At 55.1% G+C, this 22,549-nt stretch carries 16 protein-coding genes and 1 pseudogene; 5 read left to right on the forward strand and 12 right to left on the reverse strand.

Annotated features, from left to right (window positions below):
• Nucleotides 1-2 precede the first annotated feature (2 nt).
• The 9 genes and pseudogenes from Pla144_RS07865 to Pla144_RS07905 form a co-directional block, all read right to left on the reverse strand.
• Nucleotides 3-563 (reverse strand): ECF-type sigma factor, encoded by a 561-nt coding sequence (locus Pla144_RS07865; RefSeq protein WP_146449780.1) that lies wholly within the window; start codon nucleotides 561-563, stop codon nucleotides 3-5.
• A 189-nt stretch (nucleotides 564-752) separates the two neighbouring features.
• Nucleotides 753-908: pseudogene (locus Pla144_RS07870) on the reverse strand (ECF-type sigma factor); the annotation flags it as partial.
• Nucleotides 909-1,773: 865 nt separating this feature from the next.
• On the reverse strand, nucleotides 1,774-3,558 hold the full coding sequence (locus Pla144_RS07875) for an alpha-1,3-galactosidase-related protein (RefSeq protein ID WP_146449782.1): 1,785 nt from the start codon (nucleotides 3,556-3,558) through the stop codon (nucleotides 1,774-1,776).
• A complete protein-coding gene (locus Pla144_RS07880) occupies nucleotides 3,555-5,309 on the reverse strand; it encodes a right-handed parallel beta-helix repeat-containing protein (RefSeq protein ID WP_146449785.1) in 1,755 nt (584 codons plus the stop codon). The genes Pla144_RS07875 and Pla144_RS07880 overlap by 4 nt, the downstream gene beginning before the upstream one ends.
• Entirely contained in the window at nucleotides 5,306-7,966 is a 2,661-nt protein-coding gene (locus tag Pla144_RS07885) for a right-handed parallel beta-helix repeat-containing protein (protein WP_197530484.1), read from the reverse strand. The genes Pla144_RS07880 and Pla144_RS07885 overlap by 4 nt, the downstream gene beginning before the upstream one ends.
• 177 nt (nucleotides 7,967-8,143) lie before the next feature.
• A complete protein-coding gene (locus Pla144_RS24500) occupies nucleotides 8,144-8,998 on the reverse strand; it encodes a PEP-CTERM sorting domain-containing protein (protein ID WP_197530485.1) in 855 nt (284 codons plus the stop codon).
• Between the two features lie 242 nt (nucleotides 8,999-9,240).
• On the reverse strand, nucleotides 9,241-10,197 hold the full coding sequence (locus Pla144_RS07895; RefSeq protein ID WP_146449790.1) for a hypothetical protein: 957 nt from the start codon (nucleotides 10,195-10,197) through the stop codon (nucleotides 9,241-9,243).
• A gap of 57 nt (nucleotides 10,198-10,254) precedes the next feature.
• Nucleotides 10,255-10,785 carry a carboxypeptidase-like regulatory domain-containing protein gene (locus tag Pla144_RS07900; protein ID WP_146449793.1) on the reverse strand — a complete coding sequence of 177 codons (531 nt, stop codon included), beginning with the start codon at nucleotides 10,783-10,785 and terminating at the stop codon, nucleotides 10,255-10,257.
• Nucleotides 10,786-10,843: 58 nt separating this feature from the next.
• A complete protein-coding gene (locus Pla144_RS07905; protein WP_146449796.1) occupies nucleotides 10,844-11,848 on the reverse strand; it encodes a DUF1559 domain-containing protein in 1,005 nt (334 codons plus the stop codon).
• A gap of 504 nt (nucleotides 11,849-12,352) precedes the next feature.
• On the opposite strand from Pla144_RS07905, the gene Pla144_RS07910 reads away from it, so the two are divergent.
• The 5 genes from Pla144_RS07910 (at nucleotide 12,353) to Pla144_RS07930 (ending at nucleotide 16,941) form a co-directional block, all read left to right on the forward strand.
• Nucleotides 12,353-12,889, forward strand: coding sequence for a sigma-70 family RNA polymerase sigma factor (locus Pla144_RS07910; protein WP_146449798.1), 537 nt, complete (start codon nucleotides 12,353-12,355; stop codon nucleotides 12,887-12,889).
• A gap of 22 nt (nucleotides 12,890-12,911) precedes the next feature.
• Nucleotides 12,912-14,513: a FecR domain-containing protein gene (locus Pla144_RS07915; protein ID WP_146449801.1), complete on the forward strand. Its 1,602-nt coding sequence runs from the start codon at nucleotides 12,912-12,914 to the stop codon at nucleotides 14,511-14,513.
• A 187-nt stretch (nucleotides 14,514-14,700) separates the two neighbouring features.
• Nucleotides 14,701-14,979 carry a hypothetical protein gene (locus Pla144_RS07920; protein WP_146449804.1) on the forward strand — a complete coding sequence of 93 codons (279 nt, stop codon included), beginning with the start codon at nucleotides 14,701-14,703 and terminating at the stop codon, nucleotides 14,977-14,979.
• Nucleotides 14,980-15,679: 700 nt separating this feature from the next.
• The gene (locus Pla144_RS07925; RefSeq protein WP_146449806.1) at nucleotides 15,680-16,423 is read left to right on the forward strand and encodes a PEP-CTERM sorting domain-containing protein; all 744 of its coding nucleotides are present in this window, start codon (nucleotides 15,680-15,682) and stop codon (nucleotides 16,421-16,423) included.
• 17 nt (nucleotides 16,424-16,440) lie between these two features.
• Complete coding sequence (locus Pla144_RS07930; protein WP_146449809.1) at nucleotides 16,441-16,941, forward strand: hypothetical protein; 501 nt, start codon at nucleotides 16,441-16,443, stop codon at nucleotides 16,939-16,941.
• Nucleotides 16,942-17,128: 187 nt separating this feature from the next.
• On the opposite strand, the gene Pla144_RS07935 is transcribed toward Pla144_RS07930, so the two are convergent.
• Genes Pla144_RS07935 through Pla144_RS07945 form a run of 3 tightly spaced genes read right to left on the reverse strand, consistent with a single transcriptional unit; the run spans nucleotide 17,129 to nucleotide 22,547 of the window.
• Complete coding sequence (locus tag Pla144_RS07935; protein WP_146449811.1) at nucleotides 17,129-18,688, reverse strand: FAD-dependent oxidoreductase; 1,560 nt, start codon at nucleotides 18,686-18,688, stop codon at nucleotides 17,129-17,131.
• Nucleotides 18,688-21,480 (reverse strand): NAD(P)H-dependent oxidoreductase subunit E, encoded by a 2,793-nt coding sequence (locus Pla144_RS07940; protein WP_146449814.1) that lies wholly within the window; start codon nucleotides 21,478-21,480, stop codon nucleotides 18,688-18,690. Before Pla144_RS07940 ends, Pla144_RS07935 begins: the two co-directional genes overlap by 1 nt.
• Nucleotides 21,477-22,547 (reverse strand): 4Fe-4S binding protein, encoded by a 1,071-nt coding sequence (locus Pla144_RS07945; RefSeq protein ID WP_146449817.1) that lies wholly within the window; start codon nucleotides 22,545-22,547, stop codon nucleotides 21,477-21,479. The genes Pla144_RS07940 and Pla144_RS07945 overlap by 4 nt, the downstream gene beginning before the upstream one ends.
• Nucleotides 22,548-22,549 lie beyond the last annotated feature (2 nt).

Raw genomic sequence — 22,549 nt, forward strand, 5'->3', positions numbered from 1 at the left:
CGCTACTCTTTAACGCCTAACTCGTGGAGCAACCAGGCACGAGCGAAAGTCCAATGTCGATAAGCGGTTGCGCGCGACACACCGGCCATTTCCGCCGCCTCTTCCACGGAGTACTCCATGAAGAATCGCAACTTGAATACCGTGGCAACCTCGGCGGAATTGAGCTCCAATTGGGCGAGGGCGTCGTCGACTTCCACAATCTGTTCGGGAGTAATTGCATTGACCGGACTAGCGTCGCTCAGGTCGATTCGATTCAAGCCGCCGCCGCGCTTGTCTTGGGCCTTCCGTCGTGCACTCTCGATCAAAATCCGGCGCATTGCCTCGGCCGCCGCGGAGAAAAAGTGCCGCCGACTATCCCAGTGTTGTGCTTTTTCGACGTCCACGAGTCGGATATAGGCGTCATGAACCAGTGCCGTCGCCTGCAGCGTCTGCCCCGGCTTTTCATGGGCCAGTTTGGCTGCCGCCAGTTTCCGCAATTCGCCGTAGACCAGTGGCAAGAGCTGATCCGCGGCCGAAGGATCGCCCGATTCGATTTGCGACAGGATTTGCGTGACGTCCGTCATGCAGTTGACAATCTTCTTCTGGCAAAATGTGGCCAAGTCTTCGCGACGCCGTCAGCCACCATGCGGTGCTTTTACCGACACACTTCTTTTGTGCGTTTCCGCACACCCAGCGCAACCGCTCGCACCAATTCTTCAGCAGCCGTTCGTCGTCAGACCTTTCCTGGTATCTACCGCGAATCGCGTGCCAGGTTAGGTGGGTGGGGAGTCCGTATCGACCAGCCTCCCGTAGTCTTCATGCACCAGAGCGGTTGAGGAGAGCGTGTGGTCGACACGCTCCTGCTTCATCTTTGCAGCCGTCAGACGGCGCAGTTCAGCGTAGACCTCCGGAAAGAGGTCGGTACTTGCTTCGGTGCGACCCTATTGCTTTATTGAAGAATGTGCGTGACGTCTCTCATGAGCGCCAATATAGCTGGCGACTTTGAAGCGCGCTACTTCGCAAGACTGACATGAGTTGGTAGAGGAAAAGGACTCTGGTTAGCAGATTGGCATACGGCCCCCCGGCAGTATCGGGAAATGCCTGCTCGAATGACGACGCTCACCGCGAGATGTAGCTGCTTGAGTGGTCGCTATGCGCCGATTAAGATCGCACCGCGCTGCATGCGGCGTTCACGACCTCAGACAGAAAAAGACGTTTTGATGGTTGCGGCGGTATCTCGACCGACTGAAATTTGAAAAAAGTCAAACTCACTGAAGTTGGACCACTCGCTGCAGCTTGGAGAGTCGGCGTAAGCGCAGAGGTCTCCTTTCCACGAGGACACCTCTGTCAGTTCGCTTAGAGCCCTAGCTGCACAGGCTGATGCATCCTCTTGCAGTTGACCGTTCGCCGAAGTGAAAGAAGTGAATACTACCTCTGTCATTTAGCGTTTAATGTCACTGCGTCGTTTCAGTCTTGCAGGTGCGAAGATCTGCAATTTGCGCAGCAAGATGCCCGTAGAAGCCCATGGTCCAAATTTCCATTTGGACCGAATCTGAGACAATTTAACGGCGGTTTGATAGGGATCCCCCTGAGACAGTGGTATAGGCTCGTAAGGTCGCTATGAAAGGGGCCCCCCCCCTCGTCCCGAATGATGCATTCTCGTTTGGGGCGATTACCGGTAGCTAGCGGAAAACTAATAGACTGCTCTACAACAGGTACCGGGGCCGACATTGTACAGTCGTGTTTAGAGGCTCGGAAGGCTCCGTGAAGTGGCTGGCCTAAAGGGATCAGGCTTTACTGGTAGGCTTTTCCATCAATTGTGACGTTGTCACAGAACTCAATCACATAAGGAGGCTGAGGTTTATCGCGGGATGGATAAGCGTTGGTCCGCTCCACTGTGTTGTTGTTCCAAATAAGGCCATCCACGCAATAAGCGTTGAGCAAAGTGCTCTGGTCGAACACGCGAAACGAGTTGCCGGTGATGCGAATGTTCTTGTCGTAACGGCTGATTTCCTTGTCCTCGCGAATACCCGCTTTGAAGTCGATAATCGCCTTGCCCCACACGCCGAATAGACAATTGTCGAAGGTGTTGTTGCGAATGACGCAATCGCGCACGCCACCCTGCTCGAACCAGTAAGATGAGTCGCCCGCAAAGAGGATGGCCGCCCCCGGCGTGTGGAAGTAATTGTTCTCGACGATCGTCTTGCCGCGGCAATTGAGTAGCACGCCGCGCGCTCGGTTGTTGCGGACGACGTTGTTCGCGATGGTCACCTCCGAGTCGGCGAGAACCTCGGCCAGGACGTCGTCGGGCTGGAATTCGTCGGGCAGAGGACTGGAAAGAACCAGTTTTGTGCATTCCTTGTTGAGGCGTTCAGCTGCTTTCACCGTGGTAGTAGCGTAGGTCATCATGTTCCTGGCATGCACCAGTTCAACCTGAACCCCTGGCCGGAGAAAGTCAAAGCCGTGCTGCTGATGGTGTTTAAGCTTGACAATCACCTCGTCGCTGCCGCTTTGTTCAGCCATTTGCACATAGATGCCATGGATATTCGTGGCGTCGTCCTTCTGGTTCTCAAAGAGGTTGTGCGTCAGGGCAATCTTGCCGGTGCAATTTACGAAATGGGTAGCGTCGGCGGTGGTGCTGACCATCCGTCCGTGGGAAGGAGTGACCTTGCAGTGGTCGACCGTCACATTGTGCGTGCGCTGGCCGAGTATGCCCATGCCGCCGGCATGGTGGATGGTGACGTTGCGGAATAAGACATCCGCACAATCAGAAACCACAAACCCGGGGAAGTTGCGATGGTTTGGTCCGAAAACCATCGTATTACCGGGAACACCTTCAAGCTCGGGAACCCGAATCCGCACCTTGCGCCCGTCGAGCTTCTTGGCCGGGTATCCGTTGACGGGGCTAAAGTAGAAGTCATTGGCCAGGTAGGCAGTTTCGCGTTTCTCGGTGTCGAACTCTAACATATGGGAGCTCCCGTATATCTCGCCCTGGGAGACGGTGGTTAGGGGGCCGTCTTCTTCTTGCCCGCCAGTGAAAAGGAGGGTCCCTCGATGCACCTTGTAGGGGAATCCTTCTCGAATCTCCACATCCATTCCCTCCGCGTCGTGCCCGAGAATGATCGCCTCACTGTGGAAAGGGCGGGCGTAATCGACAGAGAAGTTTTCCAGAGTAATCTTGTGACACCCGTCGAGGATGAAGGGATTGATGAAACCGTGGAAACAGCACTCTGACCCTTGGCCATCTATGACCAAGTCCCGCATTTCTACGAGTGGAAAAGCGACTCGCTTTAGCCCCTCGTCATTGTTGCTAATAAAGAAATACATCTCGGTGGCGAACTCGGGGTAGAAATCGTATCGCCCCTTCGGGAGTACCAGCCGTTTCGCACCCTGCGCCTGGCAGGCTTGAATCGCTTTCCTGACGGCGCGGGTGTCGTCACTACCGTCGTCAGGCCGCGCGCCGAAGTCGACGATGTTGAGCTCTTCTGCATTGAGCGTGCCGGTTGCAGCAAAGACAATCAACCAGGCGAGGATCATGGAGGTGATCGTTCGATGGCTAGTATTTCTGGAAAAAATCATTGCTCTCGGTTTCCTTGCATCGTGACTTCTTGACAGTGAAGTGTGAGGATTGATTGTTCGAGACGTTTGAAGTCCTGGATAAGTCGAATCAGCTCGTCTTGGGCAGAAATGACGGTGCCTCCCAAAAGACAATGATTGCCCGTAATTATGAGATCGCTCGTCGATGTCACGAGGATATTCGGTAAGGGAGAGTTGACGATCCGATTGTCGATAATGGAGATGCCTCGATGTGAAATGCCGGAAGCGAACTCTCCATCCCAGCCGCAGTCGTAAATTGCAATGCCAACACCTCCGCAATCCGACACGCTGTTTCGTAGAATTTGCACATAGGAAGACGATCCCGCCTCCAACCAGTGGTACTCAGGGGCCACCTTGATCGACTCCATTCGACACTTGGTCAAGGAGTTATCACGGATCTCGCCGTCACTGGCTTTGATCAAGATCCCCCGCGACCGTACGTGGCCGAAGTCGCATTCAGCAACGAGGAATCCCTGCCCCTGGCGCCCGCGTGCCGAGACCAGGGAACCGATTGCCAGTGTGACAGCACGGTCGAGAGTCAGCTCGAAGACTTTCGTTAAACTGCCACCTTCGTGGTTCTTGAAAGATTGATGCAGGTTAAAAGACTGTACGAGCGACCGATCGCCAGGCGTCAGTGCTCCCAGCTCTTGGATAGAGACAACCCTGGCGTCGGGAAGTGAGACACCATTGAAACTAGCCAGTTCGACAAGGTCTCCCTCGACGATATCCATTCCTTGCTTGGCGAGCACACGCAGCTTCGTGTCCTTCGATGATGTTACTAGGTGATAGTCGCCACAGATATTGACACAGTCGTCCCCCATATAATGGGCGTAGCACTCAATGATCCTAGGGCCTGCAGAAGCGCGTTTGCTGTGAAAGGCATCGGCATTCGCCGATCGCAGTCGAGGAAGGTCTCGTTGCCACGGATCGCCGCCTGCGTCTCGTTTCTTGACTCGGCACCGCTCATAGGTGACGCCGTGACAATTGATCTCGAGAAAGGCGAAGCAGTTGGACGCGAAAACGGTAATCTTGTCTAGGTGCAAATCCTCACAATCCTTCGAGTAGACGGCATGCGAGAGCTCACTGCCTCGAGCGTTGCGTGAGCCGATGGCTACAATGTCGCCCACCTGCTCGAGGGCTATGGGGCCGAGGGCTGTCTTCCGCACTTGGAGCCGCTTACTGCTCACTGCCTCGACATCCAAGTCGTAGTAGTCGACGCCGCGCAATTCGAGGTCGCTGCCCCGAAACACCTGGTACTTGAAGTCGAAGGCAGTATCGGCGGGCGGGTAGCCTTCGAGGATCTCGATCTCATGGACGCTTTTATCAGCGGATAAACCGACAATCCGCCCTTGGGTGAAGGGCAATGGATCGTAGTCGATCGATAGTCCCCGCAAAGTCAAGCCGCGGCAGCCTTCGATGTCGACAGCACGCGTTGTTTGAGTGCAGATCATCTCGACGTCGTCGGCAATAATTTCCACATTCTCAATATCGTGCAGCCGCAGATGAACGCCGTTGGTCGGCTCAACGCGATAGCGGCCTGGGGGTACAACCACCCTTCTGAGGCCAGTGGCTATCTCGCCGTCAATGAAAGCTTGAAGATCGAATATCAAGCCCACTGTATTGCCCGGGAGGGGAGGGGTAGCCTGTGCTGGGCGAACGAAGCAAAGAAGCAGCGTCGCCAGGAATCCAACGCTGCAGACTATGCGACGACTCCGTTGGCGGGATTGTCTCACTGCCGCATCCCCCGTCGAGTGCAGCGACGCAGGATCGAACTTCGACCCAATTGCAGGACAGACGCGAGTGCGAGCAAAAAGGCACCCGGCTCGGGCACGGTCGCCGAAGTGGCGACAAGCGGCATGCCGTAGTTCGCCTGCCACTCAGCCAGATTGCCAATTGCGGGGTTGCGTTGCCAGGTGAGGAAGTCACGGCCGTCGACTTTCCCATCACCGTTGAAGTCACCTGCGGTCACGAACATATCAATACTGAAATCAAAGGTGAAGAAGTCGTTAGCGTCAATAATAGTGGGCCCGATGGTAACGTAAATCGTGTCGCCCGATCTGAGTTGGCCAAGGCCAGTGTCAAACGAAGCCGTAGCCCCTGACTCAATGAAATCGTAGTGAGTCGGCGCATCGCCATTAATGTGTACGAGCACGTCCAGCTCGGTACCGTTAGTTTCTGAGCGAATAAAACTATCGCGAATAGCGTATTCGCCGTCGCTGGTGACAGTGTATGAGGCAATCACCGATCGCGCGATGCCCGAGGCACCACCTTGAGTGGAGCCGAGGCCCGGATGCCCATTTTCTGGACCGAGCCGGGCATATGCAGCGGGATTAGGGGTGGGAGTCGACGACCCGTCCGACGTGTAGTCCACGCCGGCCGAGACGAGCGGGGTGTAGTTGAGGGGGTCCCCGACGGGGCCTCCCGAGTTCCATAGGTACTGCCAACCTGCCGCTGGGCTGTTGAACTGGAAGTCGTCGCGGTAGTTGGCGATCGTCAACGAAGGCTCGTCGTGAATCAGTCGGATTCCCGTGTCCTCACCGCTGAGGCCGCCAGTCGCGGCGGACGCGCGAAGGAGGTTATCCCCGAAGGAGCCCAGGTTCTTAACGGTGTTGCCCGAGAACGAGACGTCCGAGGCGCGATCGACCCAGACAACCGCGGTTGGGTCGACCGCTACACTCGTGCCGTTGTTCGTATAGATCTCGTGGGTGTTGATGAACTGGTTCGAGTTGACCTGCACGCCATCGGCCAGGCTGACGATCAGGCCTGGTCCCGCAACGCTGTCGACGACGTTGTTTTCAATGAGGATGTTCGAGTGGTTCCGTCCCACCCATCCATAGTCGCTTGTGACCGCGATGCCGGCAACCTGTGTCTGGCCCGGCTGACCGAACTGTCGACTCGTGTTCATCACTGTGTTGCCACGTATGATTACATTCTCGGTGAAGGCGGCTTCTGACCAATAGAATGGCTCAGGCGCCAGGACTATCCCGCCGATCGAGCTACCATCGACTAGGTTGTTCTCTATCAATCCGTCGGACGCCTTTATGAGAATTCCACGCGCGCGGTGGTTCTCTACGGTGGTATCACGAATTTCAAACCCATTGCCATTGCGATCAGGGCTTGCGATAAGATCGCCCGGGCTGAGATTCAAAGGCTGATCAAGTGTCAGCCGATAGCCTACGTTCAGTGGGTTAACCGCGCTCGGTAGATAAGTGTTTCGGATATTCGTCAAGCCGCTGTCGAGTGACGGGTCTCTGGTGATCGACTGTACGATGGCTTCGGTGACTTCGCCGGTATCTACATTGAAGCCTCGGACTCGGTCGCCGACTTGAAATCGCAATTGATCGTAAGTCGTCTTGGCACCGACCTCTAAGACGGTGCCGTTCGAGGAGCCAACGAGGTGAAAATCGGTGTTGATGGCGATTCCATCGTCACCTTGATTTGCGAAATGTGAGCCGATGATCTTCGGCCCCACAGAAGTGTTCTTGCTGTGAAACGCATCCGCGTTGCTTGAAAGTAGACGAGGTACGGAAGCACCTGTCGGCAACGGCCCAGGCACTACCTGGACGTTGTGGTACTCGTTGGCACCACCACCGTTTTCAAAGAAACCGAACGTTGTGGAAGCATGCAGAGTTACGTCCTGCAGTGTAACGTTCGTCGAATCCTGCAAGAGTACGCCATGGGGAATAAGTGTATCTCCAGTAATGGATACATAATCGCCCACGGCTAGTGCGTCTTGGGTGTTACCTCGAGCTAACCGCAGATTACCATTTCCTAGAGAGGTAATCCCTGTGCCGTAGCGAGTGACCGTGCCGTCTTTTACACGGGAGGTCGCCTGATCATAAACGATGACTCGTTGATTGCCAGTCACGGTCTTGTAGCCGTCGTGAATCTCAACATCGAATGTTGAGCCACTGATATTGACGACAGTTCCTTGTGAGAAAGGTAGTGGGTCGTAGTCGATAGTCGCACCGCGGAAAGTAACATTGGATGCACCACCAAAACTGATCACCTGTTTCAAGTCGGTGGCGATCAGATTCACGCCATCAGCGATAATGGTTAGATCGCTAGCTCCGTAGATCGGCAGAATGGTGTTCGATGAGGAGCCGATGCGGTAGTCGCCTGGCGCAATCGTAACACTCGGCGCACCAGCAACAATAGCCGCATTTATCTGATTCAGGAGCGACTGCGCAGTCGCTCGTTCGGCTGGAGTGGACGCAGACACTTTCTCCAGTGACAAACAGGCTAATGATATGATACAGATCATCACAGGCTTTACGACACGCATAGCCGAAGCTGGAAGTCGACTCTTGCCGATCCCTGTGGACGAGCGTTCTGCAAATTGACATGTGGTCGTGAGCAAAAGTTTCTGCATATTCTGAACGCCAGCCATTCTAACCATTCCGCATTACATCGCTAAACTCAGAGAGCAATAACCTGCCCGTCGTATGTAATAAAACCACGGGCTGCTGGCCCTGATGATCGCAACAGTCCGTGATTGTCTCATCGTCGTTACATCTTACCCACCAACGACGTCGCTGCCCCAGACGCCGTGATGGAATTAACGCTGTCAGGAGGCGCGAAGCCTCCGCCGTCCAAAGGCCGGTACCAACAGGCCAAGTCCGAGCAGGGCGACCGTGCCGGGCTCGGGGATGCGACTCACGTCGAGCGAAAGGGAATCAACAACCCAATTCGTACTATTGAACTGGAAAAAGAGATTGTCGAACGTGGGATAGTTCCAGAAAATTGCCTCCGTTGCATTAGCGGGATCAAGCAATGCAGAGTGCACCAAGGTATCGTTGTGTTTGAGCTGGAACGCATGGGTTGAGGTATTGTAAATAAACTCAATTTTATTTGTCTGTTCCAACCATGCAGGAGTGCCATTTCCAGTGTCACTCGACACGAGAGTCTGGAAGTTAAGCCCCGGCTTGAACAGCTTAAAGGGAGCACCAAGCGAATCAAATTGGAACGACGGTCCAGACTGGGGGTGAGAAACACCCAGGAATCCAAAATCTTCAAATTCTACATAAAGCGTTCCGAACTCATCGCCGTTTCCGCCGTCGATTGGGCGATTGGAGTTAATCTGCATCGTCGCAGTGACGATCGAATTCGTGGTGTTCAAATCACCGCCAGCCAAAACGTCGACGGCTACCGTGCCGAAATTTCCGGTCTGCGTCGCTGGGTCGACCCCGGTCAGGTTGCTGACGCCATCCGTATAGACGAGATTCGGGTTTGCGTGGTAATAGGTTCCATTAACCCCCGCTGTCGATCCATCCGTCGAACGACCTTCGGCACTGCCTCCCGGACCTGTGAAATTGTCTTCAAAGACGATCGCCGCGCCGGCAGGCGAGACCAAAAGGATGACAGCGATAAGTCCAAGGACGCCCCGAACTGCTAACTGATTTTCACGATGTTGAATACTCATTAGAACTTTACCTCCAAAATTAAGAAAAGATGCGTCGGGACGGCAGGTTACTGTGCTGAACCGACTTACCCAAAAACATTAAACTATCAACACGCTATCAACATGAGATTACATTAGAATTTTGCCTCCAGGATTTAGAAACGATGTGTCGGGACGGCAGATTACTGTGCTGAACCGACTTAACAAAACAAGACACTACACTCATGAGATTACCTTAGTTGCGGACGAACCCGCTTTTCATCTTAATGACGGCGGACCAGGCTTCCCCCCTGGGCCATCCCCACTACCCCAATGAGCAATAGCAGGTGGGCGGTCGGTTCAGGAACACCAACCAAAACAGGGGCAATCTGAGGGGATCCGTAGTTATTCTGCCAATCGCTCAAGCTGCCAACGCCTGGGTCGCGCTGCCAAGTGAGAAAATCGTGCCCGTCCACGTCACCGTCCATATCAAAGTCACCAGCCTGTCCTTCGGGGATATCACTCACGTCGACAATGATTTCGCTGAGCAACGGATAAGAAGCACTATTGCTCTGAATGTAGAGATAATCAAACTCGAGCACCCCCGATGGCCCAGGATCTTCAAACAACGCGTAAATGTTGCTGGGATCTATCGCTCCCGAGAATTGCTGAAATGCGGGATCATCGTGATCTCCGGTGATCTCGAAAGAATTGTCTGAGGTGTTGAACGCGACGCTGACCGTTGAGAAGTCATTCACCTGGTTCAACACAGGGTTCTCCTCGAAAGCCACGTCAGACAATCCGCCGGGATTCCACATCTTAAGCGTCGCGGAACTCTCGACACCCACAACAGGGCCCACACTTCGCTGGTCGATTCCACGAAAGTCATCATTACCAAAACCAATTAAGAAGAGCCCGGGGTTGTCCACAATGTCGATGGTGAAGGTCAGCGTCACAATCTTGTCGGTAATGTCGCCAGGCTCGATATCGATGAACACGGTGGTTATAACAAAATCGTTATACATGTTGCCGTTCCCGTCGATAGTCCAGACAATGTCTTGTTGCGGTTGCGTAAGCGAGCCGTCAGAAAAAGTCCAGGTTCCGCCTGCGTCGTTTACGTCTGGAACATGTGCCGTAAGTGGTCCTGCTGGCCCCGAAAAAGTGTCCTGAAAAACCACCACCGCGTGGACTGGAGCCACTAAACACAACAACAGCGCGAGACAATGAGATACGATTTTCATTTCAAGTTGATCCTCCCAGAAAAGTGAAAGTTACAAGATTACAATCATGTTTCTTCGTTAATTGTTAGTGAAATTGAATTCAGCCATATTTTCTTTTTCAGCCACGACAGTAAATCGCAAGTCGGATGTGCTGCGGCTCGCATACTTCAAATCGATCATTGTTTTTTTCGTGTTCTTCCGGCTTTGCTGACGGCCCTCGAAGACAGAAGCGAGGCCAGGATCTGCAAGCTCCGGTCCGGAGGACACAGGGTATGGGGCATCCACTAGGGTGACCAAGTAATCGCCAACACGCGCACCGTCGCCTGGGTCCTTACTGCTAAGCTCGAAACGGCCCGCCTCGTCGGTAGTTGCCCAGGCGGGCCGACCGCCATCCACGGGTATAAATGTGACACCCGCCCCCGCAACCGGCTGGCCATCAACATTGACAACTCCGCTTACGGGAGCCATTTCGACGCCTTGACCGCAACCAACTAAAACTAGGGAGAATAGTGCTATGGCAGTGATCGCTAACCCGCCAGTTTCTTTACCGGGTGCGACAACAGCTTCGTACGCTTGTGCCAACAACTCGATCTGTTTGTTGCGCGTCATCTTCCCGGGTGTCCTTCTTAGTTTCATTGCTCAAGCGACTCGGTGTTTGAAAAGGGCCCTATAGGCTCAGCGAGAAAGTTTGACCGTCCGCGCGATCGCCGAGGGCCTGATACACTGTCGCATGGTCGATATCTTCAGGGAGGAAATGCACACTGCCATCCCCGAAGAGGAACTGGACCCCGCCCGGATGGATGCCTTTGTATCCCAATTCAGAATTGAAGTTGCAGTTTCTTAAGCAACCGTCCACCCCGCTTCGCCGATCTGCACAGGAGTCAAAATTTAAGGGAATCACCGTGCTCATCAACCCGTTGCCGTTGTTGGTGTACACCCACCCCCCTAACAAGTGCTCGGAACACTCTGGTCGGACCTCGCCGAAAAAAATGGTATTAGACAAGCCATCTGTGATCTGTCGAAGTTCGAGCTCTTGACCGAATCGCGAGAACGGGCCCGAGAAGTCCATGTCATTCGGGTCGAGAAACTGTCGCACACGAATGGCGAAGTCGTTCCACGTCGACTGCTGGCTGCACGTACAACTGGAACTATTGCCCACCATAGAGGACCCGTTCGAGGCAGCATAGTCGAACGAAGCCAATTCATCGAACGTAAACGGTCGAGTAAGCAAGGGAGTGTGAGTCTGAGAAGGGCAGAGATAACCGGCGATGACCGTCTGGGCGAGCTGCTTCTGATCCGTAACGTAGCCATCGAGTTCGATCCGCTCGTAAATCGCACCATTTTCCAAATAGGGGAGAATGTCGAGCAAAATCGTGCTGTCCTCCCTTAAGACGTCCCAGCCTCCCTTTGATGTGTCAATAATGAGACGGGCCCCGGGAGGCAGTTTACCTTTGGCAGACTCATAGTTGAGAATTGAAAGCCCAATTTGCTTTAAATTGTTAGTGCACTGAGATCTCCGAGCGGCTTCACGGGCGGCCTGCACAGCAGGCAATAAGAGAGCCACGAGGGTGCCGATGATTGCTATCACGACCAGAAGTTCCACAAGCGTAAAACCGGACTTGTCATGTTTGCGTTGTGCGGCGTTCGCATCACCGTAGCACTTAGTTCGCATAATAAAGATCCCCTTTGAGAAGCCTGAACGACAAGCGGAGAAGCTCAGCTAACGCCAGCTGGCCTACCTCAACGCCCTAACCTAGTTTACTGTGTTATAACAAGCCACAGCTTAATAAGCCGTTGCGAAGGTGCAAACGAGTTTCAAAATTCTTGATTAGTCTTTTTCTACATAGGGAATGTTCGCGACTACGGCGTTTCGGACTAGAAAAACTAGAGAATCCCACCATTCTCTCTCCAGCTGCTAATTCAATTGGAAGTGCTGGCGGCAGATTCGGCGGTTTTTTAGGGTGAAATGTTGGTCGTCAGGGGTGAGTGCAGATTGCCGTGACTATCCTCAATCTGGAAGCAAAGATGTCCCAATTTTGCTCGGTCCGGACATTACTAAGGTGATAAAAGTATTTGCCCAACATGTCCTGAGTATTGAACGGCAGGCTTGAGGAGTACCTTGGAAACAACAATATGCAGTCACGTTTCTAACCGAACTAATTTGCTGAGTGAGTCTGTGACGAACCAACACGACAAGCCAGACGAGAAGAACGCCCTTTTCATGCAGCTCTACGTGCCCAATCAGCATCGGATTTTGGGCTACCTGCTCACGCTGGTTGGGGATCGCAATGTTGCTGACGACTTGCTCCAGGAAACTGCAGTGACCCTTTTCGCAAGGTTCGACAGCTTTGAGCTAGGGACCGATTTCGTCGCGTGGGCGTGTCAGGTGGCTTTTTGGAAGGTGAAGAACTACCGCAGGAGCCTCGCTAGAAGCAAACTACTGTTCAGCGACGACTTCATCGACAAGCTCTCAGAGCGAACCGTGGAAATTGTCCCGACGCTCGACGCCAGGCGCCAGGCGCTGGACGCATGTTTAAAGCGACTGGACGAGCGCGACCATGAATTTCTCATGGCGCGTTACCAGCCTGGAGGTAGCGTCGCCCGTGCCGCGCAGGTCGCTGGGCGAACAACTCAGGCGGCGTACAAATCACTGCAACGGCTTCGCCGGGTACTGAGAGATTGCGTTTCGTTACGTCTTTCCACCGAATCGTAGCGTATTGACGGGAGTTGTTATTATGAGTCCAGAGTCGCGTTTTGTCGAGCTAGATGAATTGCTGGCCTTGATGCTGGACGGCAATGGACTATCGAAATCTCAAGAGGATCGCCTGGAATCGCTCCTCCAAGAAGACTCTGAACTGCTGGACCAATTTGTTGTTTCGATGGCGCTCGTAAACGACCTGCATGATGTCGCTGCTTTTGCGGTCTCTGCCGATGGACAACTCCAAGGCGATGAACGCACCAGTGGGACGATACCAAAAATCTTATTGGGCAACCGAGGGTTTTACTTCGCCGCTTTGGCGGCCTGTCTTCTGATCGGTGCGTTTTCCGTGGGACTTCAATGGGACGGCGATACTGAGAACTCGCACGAGCCTCCTTTCCATTCGGAATTTGTGGCAACCGTTGTTTCTCAGGAGGATTGGGACGCTGTTGCGTCTCATCCCATTGGCAGCCGGGTGCCTACTGGAGGTTTTGCTGTTAGTCGAGGTGCCGTGGAGTTACGGTTCGATAGCGGCCCCTCTCTGATCGTCGAGGGACCTGCAAGGTTGGAGGTCCGTAATGCGTCCGAAGCTGAACTGACCTCGGGAAAGGTCTTCTTTCGAGATGAAACCGGCGGGTTGCCTTTTCGACTGACAACACCGCGTTCTCGATTCATCGACCATGGTACTGAGTATGCTTTGTCGGTAAACGGTAATTCCGACGAAGTACACGTTTTTTCGGGCATCGTCGAGAGAACCAAGCAGCCAAGCGAGAATGCCTCCTCTGTGGATATTTTGGTGGGTGGTCAGGCGAAGCGTTACTCTAAGGATAGTCATGTTTCGGCCGTTGACATTCAAGCCGATCCCACGCAATTCGTTCGCGAACTTGCCAACCAACATGAAGATCCAATAAAAGAGCTGCGAGCGATTGAGTCCTTCAAGTACGAGGATGAACGCGCTGTGATCGACGTGGTGGCCGAAGGGGGGGTGGGCTGGACTTCCATGTGGTGGCCAAACGGAGAGAAGCTCCCCGGTCACAACGAAGGTGACGTTGCCCTTCGCACTGATGAGAGTCTCGTGTTCGGAGGCCTCGACGCACCTTCGCAGGGCGGCTCACTTGGCTACGTCGGTGAGTGGCTTGTTCACCGACCGCTTAAACAGAAAGTTAGCTTGGCTGAGAATGACGTTTGCTATGTCAGCTTCCTGTTTCGCCCTGACGGGCTATGGAGCAGTCCCGAGAATACCGTGAAGCTCATATTCCAAAATCCTGATCAGGGGATATTAGAGCACCGGATTGCCGTCGGCATCGACGTCGCTCGAGGGAACATTCGCGGCGAGCTGTGTGGTGTGCTGGGGGAAAGCCCATTGCCCATGGAGAGTGGCTCAACATACTTGGTGGTAATGAAGATCGTCGCAGCGGCTGACAATCCTGATCAGCTCATGATCAGAGTGTTCCAGCCCAACGAGCCAATCAGCGAGCGGGAGACCAGCAGCTGGACGGTTACGACTCCCACATCCGATAGTGATGATTCGTACGAGTTGGCGAGCATCTATTTCAACTGCAATCGGGAGCAGCGACTCGATGAACTGCGGATAGGTAGCTCCTGGGCTTCTGTTACGTATCCGTGGTGGACTGACTAGTCTGATTCCACTCATCGGCTCGGTGTTGCCTACTAATTATGGGTTTCAGCCACTATCGCATAGCATGCGTCATTTTCGGAGCCTCCGGAATTGTCTTTTTTCGCCTGACAACAATGGTGGATGCAAATATGCCCACCCGTAATCCCAAAAGCTGCTGAAGGGAATGGAGGTGTGCGACAAGACATTCATGAACCACCTTGATGGCTACAGCTTTCTTCCCTACTTCAAAGGAAGACCGACGCCTCGCCGCGCCACGAGTTCATCTACTTTTTCTGATAGCGGCGATCTGTACGCCGTCCGCTACGACGATTGGAAGATTAGCTTCAAGGCTGTCGTCGGCAATCTGTTCAATGGCCCAGAACGAAGCACAAACGCAGCACCGGTAACTAATCTTCGGATGGATCCTGGGGAACGTAATCAGTCGGAATCGGTGCTCTATGGACGCTGGTGGGGTGAGAACATGTAAACCTTTCTTCCAGCAACTACGGTCGTAGGCCAGTTCCTAGAATCGTTCGAGGAATACCCGCCGAGCGCACCGCCTTCGTGTTTTGGCGTCGAGAAGGCACTCAAGGCCTTGGAGGAACGATACCGCGGTGCCGGAAAGTAGGGCCTCACGCCCTGTGCGGAGCACATGATCTGGGCATCTTGGAAGTGCAGAATGGATGTAGCGATTCACTAGACCGCTGCGCATTCGAGTTCTTCGATCCTCCGAGCGGTTGGACCAGTTTCAGCAAGTTAAGCCCTGCCCGAACTTGCTGAGGTCTACTTTCGGCGTAGACACCTCGAGCAGTTAGCCCGAAGCCTTAGCCGCTGAGAATGATGCATCCTCAGTGAATTCTCCAGTCGCCGAAGTGAGCGAGGTCAGATTCACCTCCGCTAGTTCAAGCGAGCACTGCCAGGGTCCCGAGCAGCCGGAAAGCAAGGTTTTGGAACAGAACTTGCACCCTGTTGACTTAGACACAAGAGGGGCCGAATTACCCTAGCAAAGGGCCCTGCAGTGGCGGCTGCGCGTGCGGAAACGCACGTTAAGTGGGATAGGACAGCACACAATAGAAGAAGGGCATTTATCAAATCACCGTCAAAACAGGCAGAAAAGGTGTCGGGTAATCAGGCCGTTTTGCCAGTAATCCTGTGGGGACGGAAGTCTCGATCAAGGGAGGTGCGTGATGCGATGGCTTATCACTGCAACGCCCGCCGACGAGCGGGCGAATAGAGGTGTCGCAGGGAATGCTTTGCGCATGTTTCTGATGGGTGTCACTCTGGGCGCCCTTGTTACCGTTTCGAACGTGGCCGCGACGACCATCGAGACCAACCTGGAGGGCACATGGAGTTCTCCGGTGTGGGGTGGCACCAGCGGCTCGCAATACCAAAACGTCGGGGAGACCTTCACCCTGCAACCTGGTGAGGACGCGGTGCTCGATTCGATCCGTTTTTTTGTCGATGACTACGCAGATCGCTCTGCGTCCCACGCACAGATCAAGTTCCGCCTCTATGTCCATTCTTGGGACACCTATTACGACTTTCCAGACCCTGCTCAGGAGTTGTTCCGCAGTGACCTGTTAATGACCAACGGCCTTGCAGGCTGGCAGACCTTCATCGTGCCAATCGGCGCACTCCGTCTGGAAACGGGCGTCAAGTATGGCTGGTTCATCTCAAGCGTCGGGGAGAACGAAAACTACGGGGCGGCCTTCGTCGGCATCGACTATGGTCCGCAGGATGGCGGCGTCGGAGACCCCTATCCCTACGGAAAAATGCGAGTGGGCGCCGGCCCGCTAGGCCTCAGTGGTACGTCTTCCAACTCCGACATGGCGTTCCGCATGGAATTCTCTGCTGTGCCTGAGCCGGCAACCTCTGGCCTCATGCTACTGGCGATGGTGGGCATGCTCTGCCGCCGCATTCTTGGCACATAAAGGTTAGGCGGCTTTAGATGAACGCACGACGCCTTTGGTCACGCATTTTAGTCGTTGTCGGTGGTATTGCCATGCTGGTCGGAGCAATCGACCCGATGGAGGGGTCGCTCCTCATCCTCCCCGGCAGCGGCTTGTTCGCAATAGGCACCTTCCTTGGTCAAAACGAGCGCTGGTTGATCGCATACAGGGTGTGGGTTTTCGTTCTGATTGCGATTGGCGTGGGTGCGCTGTGGGGGCTAAGCATGGTTGGAGGCATTGGAGGTTCATCTGGAGTTTCGCCCTGGTGGGCTGTTCTGATGATGCCCTATCCAATTGGCTGGTTGATGGGGATTTGGGGTCCAGAGTCCCCGCGCTGGATGCTTTGGCTGGGGATCGGCGTTGGCTTATGGTATCTGACGATCTTTGCGATCGCCCTGTCGAAATCGGCGTTTGTGGGGGTAAACTTTGTCATCGCCATCATCGGTGTGCTGACCATTGGGGGTTGCATCAACTCATTGGTGCGAGACAGAAGCCGATAAACCACCGTTTTAGACACACCTTTTACGGTACATGGATTATTGTACCGAAAAACGTCTGTTCGGAGCATTTGACACAGATCTTGGATAACACCCGAGTGACTGAGCCATCAAACGAAAGTTTGGACACTCCAAAGTCTGTCGTCGCATTAAGAATTGATGCGAATTTCATCTTTGCTTTGCTGACACTCTATCGATTAAACGTGATTGCTCCAGTGGGGCAGGCGTCGGCACAACGGAGGGCTGCGGAGCCAAGGGCCTGATCAAGTGTTACTCCAGGTGGGGGGCCGATACGGGTTTCTAGACTGCGTCCTAAGAATGTCAATCCGACGGCGTCCGATGTTTCGCGGGCGAGTTGCACGCAAATACCACACAAAATGCACTTGCCTAGTTCCAGAACTACTCGCTGCCCAACGATACGTCCTTCAAAGCGGCGTTCGTTTCCGCGGAATCGTTGGGCATCGCAATGATACATCGCCGCATAATGATGCAGCCGACAGGTATCAAGGGCCGGGCAATCGCAGCTCAAACAGCGTTCCGCTTCCTGCCGCACGTCGTCCTCGGACAAATCCTCCACCCGCAGTCGATCATCCAACCGGGCCGTGGTCGGAGCCCCCTCGCAAAAGTCGCAGAGTTCGCCCGCGGAAAGCCGTGCCAGCCGAGTCTCGAACTTGTGACGACGGTCAGGAATACTGATTCCCCGGAGCCATGCATCGATACACTGTGCCGCCAGCTTTCCTTCGGCCACAGATTGAACCACGAGATTGTAAGGCCTCACAGCATTTCCGGCGGCAAACATCCCCTCCCGACTGGTCATCCGTGAGTGGGAGTCAACCCGGATCCCACTGGTCGTCGTTTGAATCCCAGCCGTGTCTAACCTGTTCACGAGGAAGCGCCCCGTAGCCAGTAACACGGCATCGAACTCACATACCAGTTCTTCCACCGCAATTTGTTCTCCCAGGCATTGGCCGAGTCGCCGCGTAGTACCCAACGCCAGTGCCGCCTCTGCTTCGTGCTCGAGGATCTTTCTCGGCAACTTGTCTCGCGAAAACTCCTCGCCAAGCCGCCCACCAAGCTCTGCTCGCTGTTCAATCAAGGTGCACTGATGCCCCTGCTGGCTGAGATGGTAGGTGGCCGTCAATCCCGTGGGACCTCCACCGACGATGGCTACTCGCTTACCCGTGGGTGGAGCCGTCGGGGGCTGATATGGTGAGGGCGAGGCAAGATCCTTGTCTGCGACATAGCGCTTGATCTTGCAGATGGCGGCCGGGCTATCATGCTGTCCGCGCCGGCAGGCGCCTTCACACACTTCAGGACACACTCGGCCAAGAATCGCCGGAAGTGCAATATCGCGTTTGACAGTTTCAATCGCGGCCCGGTAGTCTCCCGTGGCAGCCTGCCGCAGCATGTCGGGCACATCCATCCCCGCGGGGCATGTATTCTCGCATGGGGCATGGCAATCGCCGGCATGGTCGGCGAGCAGGAGTTCTATCCCGGTGCGTCGCAACTCACGAATTGCTTGCGTTTCCGACTCAACTCGCATCCCCGCGCGAACCGGCGTCGAACAAGCCGGCACCAACCCCTCCTTGTCGTCCACTCGTACTAGGCAACACATGCAAGCGTTATTCGCGGGTTGCCCCTCTTGGTAGCACAGTGCGGGGAGGTCAATTCCCAACTTGCGGGCTGCGCTGAGGATCGAGACACCCTCGGCGACTTCGATTTTCAAATTGTCGATCCAGATAACGACCATCAGATTACCCTAATTGCCTCCTCTGGACACACAAAGCGGCAGGCATCGCAACGGGTGCAGAGATTCGAATCGATCACATGTTGGCGATAAGGGGTCGCGGGGATTGCCCCCACCGGGCAGTGTTGCGCGCACAGCGTGCAGCCCACACACTCGCGAGTTACTTCGTAACGAATGATCGCCTTGCAGCGTCCCGCCGGACAACGCCCCTCAAGGTGTGCGGCGTATTCATCGCGAAAATATTTCAAGGTTGAAAAGACCGGATTGGGCGCCGTCTTTCCCAGACCGCACATGCTCCCCTGCGAGACCGCTTGTGCGAGTGCTTCGATTTCATCCAAGTCTCGCGGCTTGCCTTTCCCAGCGCATAGCCGTTCCAGAATATCAAGCAGCTTGCGCGTTCCAACGCGACAAAAAGTACAGTGACCACAAGACTCATGCTGCGTGAATTCAAGGAAGTATCGGGCGACATCGACCATACAGTCCTCGTTGTCCAGTACGACAAGCCCCCCAGAACCCATGATCGCTCCGACCTCACGAAGGCTCTCGTAGTCAATCGGCGTGTCCGCCAGCGAGGCAGGGATGCAGCCTCCCGAAGGCCCGCCTATCTGCACGGCTTTGAATTGCTTGCCTTCTGCTACTCCTCCGCCAATGTTGTCGACGATCTCCCGGATGGAGAGCCCCATTGGGATCTCAATCAACCCCCCATACCGAATCTTCCCGGCTAGAGAGAAGACTTTAGTCCCCTTACTGGTCGCAGTCCCCAACGCAGCGAATCGCTGCGGTCCATTGCGGAGTATCCAGGGGACGTTCGCAAAGGTCTCGACATTGTTGACCAGCGTGGGCCTGCCGAAGAGTCCTCGCTCGACAGGATATGGTGGTCGCAATTGGGGAATCCCGCGACGGCCCATGATGGACTGTAGCATGGCGGTTTCTTCGCCACAAACGAATGCACCGGCCCCTTCGACCACCTCGACCGAGAGCGAAAAGTTAGTTCCCAGAATCGAGTCTCCCAACCAACCGGTCGTGGTCATCCTCTCGATTGCATGCCGTAGTCGCTCGACAGCCAACGGGTACTCGTGTCGAACATAGATTATCGCCTGTCGGGCCCCCACCGCATAAGCTGCAATGGCCATTCCTTCCAACACCCGAAACGGAAACGATTCCATGACCATGCGGTCCATGAATGCGCCGGGATCCCCTTCATCGCCATTGGCGATCAGAAACTTTTCACCCTTGGCATCACTCATTTTCCGCCACTTTACCGCCGTGGGATACCCGGCCCCACCACGGCCACGGAGGCAGCTTTGCTCGATCACGTCAATTATCGCAGCTGGACTCCGCTCGCGCAAGCACAGCTCGAGGGCACGAAAGCCATCCCTGGCGTGATACTCTTCCAGACTCGCCGGGTTCAACAGTCCGCTGTGCTCGGTCACGATCCGAATCTGAGGATCAACAAATCGTCGCACCTGCACGTCGCTTACGGGACAGATCTGGCAAACACTGGCAGCTTCTTGCTCGGGCGCTTTCTCGCTCTGCCAGAGATCGGCCAAGCGATTCCGCCAGCGTTGCGGCCAAGCTGCTGCGTCGGAGAAGCTTCGCAATATCTTGCGCACATCAGCCGGTGTAGCACGGGTAGCTACAATCGGATCCATTCCTGGGGCTACCGCTTCCACCAACGGAGTCAAATGACAGATGCCGACACAACCAACCGGCTTGATCACCGCATTGAGATGACGTGCCACTATCTCGCGTTCCAGGGAATCCATTACATCGCGACTTCCCCCCGCCACACAGCACGAACCGATGCCGATGCGAATCTCCACCGGTGGGGCTGCTAGGCCGCTGCGTCCGTTGACCGCGACAATCGGTTGTTGCGCCCTACCCGTGTGGTCGCACGTCTGGCGGTTCCAATCTACGAGCGACGAAAGCGATTCCACTGAAACGTGGCCGGCCACTTCGTCATCCACCTCCAGTACCGGAGCTAAAGTGCAGCAGCCCAGGCATCCCACCTGTTCGATCGTCGCCATCTGTGCGGCATCGGTATCCTCCCTCGGAGGAATCCCCAACGACCGCCGTAATTGGGCTTCGAGCCGATCCGCCCCAGCCACATGGCAGGCCGTGCCACGGCAAACTCGCACGAGGTGTTCCCCTCGCGGCTTGGTGCGAAACTTCGTGTAAAACGACGCCACCCCCGCGATGTTTTCATGAGAGATTTTCGTCACTTCTGCCAAGAGCGTCAGCGCCTGCGGAGGTAAGTACCGGTAGTGCTGGTTGATCGCGTGCAAAAGCGGAATCAAGTGACGATCCTCGCAACCAACTTGCCGTACCAAACGTTCAATCAGCGTGAGATCCACCAGTGGCAACTCCTCCCGAAGGAGCAGCGGGGTGACAGCAGCGGGGTGACCGTTGCGTTCCTCATTTGCAGAAACGGTCGCAGGAATCTGTACCACTGCAGCGAGCGACCGAGGTGCCATCGGCTTGCCACCCTGTTTCGCCTTGATCAATGCGATAAACAACCCCGCGGCAACCAACACGGTGATCCCCGCTAGTCGTTGGTGGTGAGTTCGCGTAAGCGAAGACGCCGTTTGTCGTTCGACCTCCGCATCGAATGCATCCCTCGCTGCGGGATTTGTGCGGGCAGCATCCTCGGTCAAGCGGAGTCGCTCGGCCAGTTCGTCGGCACTGCCGACTTGCACAATCCAATTGACAGTCAGGAAGGAGACTGCCGCGGTGAGTACCACGAGCGCCACCCCCATCGTGATCGCCCAGGCCATTTGTTTCCGGTGCGATTTCATGTTTTGGCCTCCACGGGAGCTAGTGGGGTTCTTAGTTGAATGGGCTTGGTGTTTTCGATTTCCACCAGCTCGATTTCGCCCCACTTAACCTGTTGCCGAGGACAATGGGCGAAGCAACGCGCACAAGCCATGCAGTCCGCGCGGTCTGCCCTGAGATTGCGAATCGCACCAAACGGGCAACTTTCCGCGCACAGTCCGCAGTCGAGTTCCTCATCGGGCGTGATGCAGACCGACTTCAAGGCATATCGCGACACGATCGCCAAAAGTCCCCCGTAGGGGCAAAGAAATCGGCAATAAGGTCGGCCTACAAACATTCCCAATACCAACAAGCCGCCACCCAAAAGCAACATCCAGGCACTCCCACTCAGGCGAAAAAAACCTACGAATGGATCGAACCGACAGATGATGAAATCCCGCTCGCCAGCCGGTTGCACCGCAAACCATAGTGCCGCGGCAAGATACAAGTATTTCAGCATTCCACCCCAGCGATCGACTGCGCGCGGCAGTTGCACCGGCCACAACACCGCCAAGTCTTGAATCGCCCCCAGCGGACAGACTCCGCTGCAGAACACGCGCCCTACTAGTAACGCTGCAATCAGCGGGAGCAGAAAAAACAGCACCACCACAAACGGAACCGCCAACGTGGGATCGGCAATCGCAGCAGCCACATTCTGGATAGCACCGATTGGGCAGACACATCCCTGCCGAAAAAAACCAAAGTATGCCAGCGAAGCCACGGTGATCGTCACGACCATCCATCTACGTCGCCAACGATGCGCGACCAGCGCTGCCGCCACCAGCGCCGCGAACAACAGCACCACATCGACCGCATACCACCAGGTCGACCTTGGAGCGACATGCTGCACGGCGGGAAGTTGATAGGAATCGCCAATGTCTTCGGGTTGTGGGGCCGCAGTCACTGGCCGCGAGTATTCCTCTTGCCCTCTCACCGGCAACATGACGGTGGCCAGCATCAGGAACAACAGAGTCAGCAGTCCGCACCCCTGTGCCCAAGCGGACAAGCCGCTTCGCATCGACACCAAGATTGGGTCGGATTGAGTGCGCATGA

It is taken from the genome of Bythopirellula polymerisocia (assembly GCF_007860015.1).
Taxonomy (GTDB): domain Bacteria; phylum Planctomycetota; class Planctomycetia; order Pirellulales; family Lacipirellulaceae; genus Bythopirellula; species Bythopirellula polymerisocia.

Bases quoted from the DNA above. Each gene is read 5' to 3' on its own strand.
- Pla144_RS07865 (WP_146449780.1), bottom strand. From the start codon at position 563: ATGACGGACGTCACGCAAATCCTGTCGCAAATCGAATCGGGCGATCCT.
- Pla144_RS07875 (WP_146449782.1), bottom strand. From the start codon at position 3,558: ATGATTTTTTCCAGAAATACTAGCCATCGAACGATCACCTCCATGATC.
- Pla144_RS07885 (WP_197530484.1), bottom strand. From the start codon at position 7,966: ATGGCTGGCGTTCAGAATATGCAGAAACTTTTGCTCACGACCACATGT.
- Pla144_RS24500 (WP_197530485.1), bottom strand. From the start codon at position 8,998: ATGAGTATTCAACATCGTGAAAATCAGTTAGCAGTTCGGGGCGTCCTT.
- Pla144_RS07895 (WP_146449790.1), bottom strand. From the start codon at position 10,197: ATGAAAATCGTATCTCATTGTCTCGCGCTGTTGTTGTGTTTAGTGGCT.
- Pla144_RS07900 (WP_146449793.1), bottom strand. From the start codon at position 10,785: ATGACGCGCAACAAACAGATCGAGTTGTTGGCACAAGCGTACGAAGCT.
- Pla144_RS07905 (WP_146449796.1), bottom strand. From the start codon at position 11,848: ATGCGAACTAAGTGCTACGGTGATGCGAACGCCGCACAACGCAAACAT.
- Pla144_RS07915 (WP_146449801.1), top strand. From the start codon at position 12,912: ATGAGTCCAGAGTCGCGTTTTGTCGAGCTAGATGAATTGCTGGCCTTG.
- Pla144_RS07920 (WP_146449804.1), top strand. From the start codon at position 14,701: ATGAACCACCTTGATGGCTACAGCTTTCTTCCCTACTTCAAAGGAAGA.
- Pla144_RS07925 (WP_146449806.1), top strand. From the start codon at position 15,680: ATGCGATGGCTTATCACTGCAACGCCCGCCGACGAGCGGGCGAATAGA.
- Pla144_RS07930 (WP_146449809.1), top strand. From the start codon at position 16,441: ATGAACGCACGACGCCTTTGGTCACGCATTTTAGTCGTTGTCGGTGGT.
- Pla144_RS07935 (WP_146449811.1), bottom strand. From the start codon at position 18,688: ATGGTCGTTATCTGGATCGACAATTTGAAAATCGAAGTCGCCGAGGGT.
- Pla144_RS07940 (WP_146449814.1), bottom strand. From the start codon at position 21,480: ATGAAATCGCACCGGAAACAAATGGCCTGGGCGATCACGATGGGGGTG.
- Pla144_RS07945 (WP_146449817.1), bottom strand. From the start codon at position 22,547: ATGCGCACTCAATCCGACCCAATCTTGGTGTCGATGCGAAGCGGCTTG.